This window comes from Brachybacterium sp. Marseille-Q7125 (assembly GCF_023062615.1).
Classification (GTDB): Bacteria; Actinomycetota; Actinomycetes; order Actinomycetales; family Dermabacteraceae; genus Brachybacterium.
Genome location: NZ_JALLAL010000097.1, coordinates 1 through 3,942 on the forward strand (window position 1 = coordinate 1; position 3,942 = coordinate 3,942).

Genomic DNA, 3,942 nt, shown 5'->3' on the forward strand with positions numbered 1-3,942 from the left:
CTCGGCCTGCTTTCTACGACGCTCAGCGCGCTCCTCGGCGCTCATCTTCGGCATGGCGTCAATCGTCACAGTGTGTCTCCTTCAGGGGGTGGTGCCACACCCCTTACACACACCATTTGACAGGCCCCGCCCAGCAGGCGGCGATGAGCGTGGTGGAACCCGCCCGGGAACACGGCTGGCAGGTGGTGCTGGTCCGGGAGCGCAGCTGCCCCTTCATTCCCGGCGAGAGGGATCTCGTCAGCCCGGAATGCGCCGAGCACAACCAGGCCGCTCTCGCATATCTGCAGCAGATCTCCCCCGCGGCGGTGATGCTCGAGACCACCCGCTCATCCGCCGGCCAGCCCGAGGTGGCGAGCCCTGTCCTGGAGGAGACCGTCGGCGATCTCCTGGCCGACGGGATCGCGGTGATCGCCCTGCGCACCACTCCCCGTTTTGCAGAGAATCCCAACGCGTGCCTCAGCAAGGGCGGGGACATCGCCTCCTGCACACTGACGCTGGACCAAACCCTCCTGGCGCCAGAGCGCCCTGATGTAGCCGCACTCGCGCAGCTCGCGGAGGCAGGCCCGCTGCATCCGCTGGATCTCACACCGGTGATCTGTCCGGGAGGCGTCTGCCCGCCGGTCATTGGGAACGTCCGGGTGCACCTGGATTCGTTCCACATCACCGCCACCTACAGCGCGACCATGGGTGGTGAGGTCGAGCGGCAGCTCGCGGAATCGGGCTTCGCCTGGTGACGGACCGGTCTCAGCCCTCCGCCCCGGCCCCGCCGAGCTCCCGCACCCGCACCACGGCCTGCCGTGCCCGCTCCACCGCGTCGCTCTCGGCGGGGTGCTCGCGCCGCGCGTCCTTCATGAGCTCCTCGACCTGGTAGCAGGCGTCCTCGAGGTGCCCGGCCTCGGCAGTGGCCTCGGCGAGCTCGGCGCGCAGAGTGATGGCCTCGACGGTGGTCGCCTCGCCGTGCTCGAGCAGCTCGAGCAGGGAACGGGTGATCTCGTGGACGCGCTGCTGGGGTGTGCTCATGGTTCCTCCACGGTGGGGCGGGTGCCCGATGATGCTACGTCGGCGCCCCTCCTGCTCCGGCACAATGGAGCCCATGACCTCATCGCGTGGCCTGCCCATCCTGGTCCCCGATCCCGTCGGCACCGCCGGGACGCTGCTGGCCGCGCTGCGCGAGGCGGAGCTCACGGTGGACCACTCCCCCTTCGTGGAGCTGCGCGCGCAGCGGGATGGGGATGTGCGCCGCGCCCGGCAGCGCCTGGCTGCCGGGGAGGTCGCACTGCTGCTGCTCACCACGCCGCTCGATGCCGAAGTGCTGCTCGCCGATCCCACGGCGCCACTGCCGGAGGGCACGGCGATCGCCGCTGCCGGAGAGGATGCCGCCACCGCAGTGACTGAGCTCGGCCTCGCGGTGAGCCACCATCTCCCCGAGCCGTTGGAGGCGCTGCTCGCTGCTCTCCCTGCCCCCGCGGAACCGGGCGCCGCTGCGCTCGTCGCGGGATCGGCGGCTCTGGATCCGGCGCTCGCCCGGGCCCTGACGGCAGCAGGCTGGAGCGTGGAGGTGGTCGCGACGCATCGGCCCCGCAGTGTGCACCTGGATGCGCAGGTGGTGAGGGATCTGCGGTTACACGGCTACGGCGCCGTGGTGCTCACCGAGCCGCTGCTCGCGGACCTCGTCGGCAGCCTCGGCGTGCACCGGGACATCCGCGTGATCTCCCGTGATCCCGCCACGACCCGCGCCGCTGAGGCCCGCGGCCTCGTCGTGCACGCAGAAGCGACGACCCCGGATGCTGCCGGGCTCACCGCCGCGGTGCGCACGGCACTGGATGACCAGAACGCCCCGGGCTGAGCTGTATGGACATCAACCCGTATGAAGCCCGGTTGCGGATGCTGCAGCTGCAGGATGGCGTGCAGATGCAGCGGGAAGCGGTGCCGGATGAGGAGACCGCCGGCTGCCCCGGCTGCCCCTATTTCTGGTCCTGCCCGGTGCCGCATCGCGGCGAGGAGATCCGCTCCGCACCCGAGGTGGACGCATCCCAGCTGGAGGAGACGACGGCGCGGCGCCGCGCCTTCCGGCCGCATGATGAGTCCGATATCGGCTGGACGGACCGCTGGGTCGATGAGGATGGGCTGCACCTGGACCCCGAGGAGATCGAGGAGATCGAGGACGTCACCGCGCAGGATTCCGCCCCGGTGACGGGCCGACGGCGGCGCGAGCGCCGCAGGTTGTTCCGTCGGCGCTGATCAGCGCTGGGACGTTTCCGCTTCGGTCATGGCGAGCACGGGCGGGACGGTGCGGTCGGCCCGCATCCACTGCTGCTCGCTCCCGGTGTGCTCTGCGCCGGTGCGCGCAGTCCCGGGCGGCGCCGCAGCGGTGATGTCGATCCCGAACACGGTGTGGAAGGCCTGGGCGTACTGCTCGGCCCCACCTTCGGCGGCGATGCGGCGGGCATGCTGCGCCGGTTCATGCAGCACGCGCGCGAGGATGCGACGCACCGACCGTTCCACCTGCGCGGCCGTCTCCGCGGCGGCATCGCGGTGCAGGCGCTCGATCTCCGCTTGCGCGGCCTCGGCCACCTTCTGACGGAGGGCGGCGGTGGCCGGATCCAGACGGCGGGCCTCGCAGCGAGCGGTGAATGCCGCCACGTGCTCGGCGACGATCTGCTGAGCCTGGGCGTAGGCGGCCTGGTCAGTGGGCGGCAGCTCGCGTCGCAGGTCCGCGAGCCCCAGCACGCTCACGCCCGCGAGATCCGCCACACCGGGGTGGACGTCCGAATGCAGCGCCAGATCCAGCACCACGGTGCGGCCGACCCCTTCGAGATGCTCCGGGTGCAGGACGGTGCCGTGGCCGGAGCAGGCAATCACCAGGTCCGCGGCGCGCGCAGCCGCCCCCAGCTGGGTGGCGGGGATCGGGGTGACGCCGTGGCTGGCGGCAAAGACGTCCTCCCGTCCGGACAGAGAGATGACGCCGATCTGCGCGGGGGTGACGCCGCGGCGCTGCAGTTCCGCAACGCCGAGCCGGGCGTAGGCACCGGTGCCGATCACGATCACGCGGGCGTCGGCGAGGCCGCCCAGCTGTGCGGCGGCGAGGTCCAGGGCGATTGCGGCCCCGGAGCGGCCCGCGGCGCCGACGGGCGCCTGCGTGGTCACGGCCTTTCCGCAGCGAAAGGCGTGCTGGAACAGGTCATGCAGGAGGGTGGAGGTGCGGCCCTGGGCGCGGGCGGTTTCATAGGCGTGGCGCACCTGCCCGGCGATCTCGGCCTCCCCGATCACCAGCGAGCGCAGCCCGGAGGTCACGGCGTACAGATGCTCCGCGACGGGGGTGTCCACGGCGGCGTCGAAGCAGGCGGCGACCTGCTCGCGCGGCAAGGAGCTGGTGGTGGCGACCGCATCGAGCATCAGGGCGATGCTGTCGTGGAAGCGGTCGGTGTCCAGGTAGATCTCCAGGCGGTTGCAGGTGGAGACCACCACCTGTCCGCGCAGCAGCGCGCCCGGGCCCTCAAGCTCCTCCTCCCGCGCGGCGGCGAGCTCGGTGAGCAGCGCGGGCAGGGAGGCCGCATCCCGGGTCAGCGCATCGAGCACCTCGAGGTCGAGGTGCTCGTGGGTGGCGCGGAGAGCGGCGAGCATGAGCGCCAGTGTAGGCACGAGACGAGGTGACGTGTCATCCCTGTGGTGTCTGATCCTTCGGGCGTGCACAATGGGGATGTCATGACACAGAACAGCACGTCAGAGCCCCTTTTTGGCGACACTCCGTCAGAAAAGACGCGGCACCTGTCAGATACCGAAATCGCCGCAGGCAGCGCCGCAGGCGGCGCCCCATCGGCCACCCCCATCGACTCCCGAGAAAGGAGTGGAACCCTCCCCGCCGACCACCCCGCCCCCCGCCCCCCCACCGCCCGCGGGGCCCCCGCCTCCGCGCCCCCGGCCCCGCCGCCCGGCGCGCGC

5 protein-coding genes are annotated in these 3,942 nt (G+C 71.7%); 3 read left to right on the forward strand and 2 right to left on the reverse strand.

What is annotated here, in order from left to right:
* Positions 1 to 116 precede the first annotated feature (116 nt).
* Entirely contained in the window at positions 117 to 734 is a 618-nt protein-coding gene (locus MU407_RS13680; RefSeq protein ID WP_246958311.1) for an SGNH hydrolase domain-containing protein, read from the forward strand.
* A gap of 10 nt (positions 735 to 744) precedes the next feature.
* Here MU407_RS13680 and MU407_RS13685 read toward each other — a convergent pair whose 3' ends face one another.
* Positions 745 to 1,020: a hypothetical protein gene (locus MU407_RS13685; RefSeq protein WP_246958313.1), complete on the reverse strand. Its 276-nt coding sequence runs from the start codon at positions 1,018 to 1,020 to the stop codon at positions 745 to 747.
* Positions 1,021 to 1,093: 73 nt separating this feature from the next.
* Between MU407_RS13685 and MU407_RS13690 the strand changes: the two genes are divergently transcribed.
* Both MU407_RS13690 and MU407_RS13695 read left to right on the forward strand, forming a co-directional pair.
* Positions 1,094 to 1,846, forward strand: a complete 753-nt coding sequence (locus MU407_RS13690) for a uroporphyrinogen-III synthase (RefSeq protein WP_246958315.1) — start codon at positions 1,094 to 1,096, stop codon at positions 1,844 to 1,846.
* 5 nt (positions 1,847 to 1,851) lie between these two features.
* The gene (locus tag MU407_RS13695; RefSeq protein WP_246958317.1) at positions 1,852 to 2,241 is read left to right on the forward strand and encodes a hypothetical protein; all 390 of its coding nucleotides are present in this window, start codon (positions 1,852 to 1,854) and stop codon (positions 2,239 to 2,241) included.
* Here the strand turns inward: MU407_RS13695 and MU407_RS13700 are convergent, their stop codons facing one another.
* A complete protein-coding gene (locus MU407_RS13700; RefSeq protein WP_246958319.1) occupies positions 2,242 to 3,624 on the reverse strand; it encodes a glutamyl-tRNA reductase in 1,383 nt (460 codons plus the stop codon).
* Positions 3,625 to 3,942: the final 318 nt, after the last annotated feature.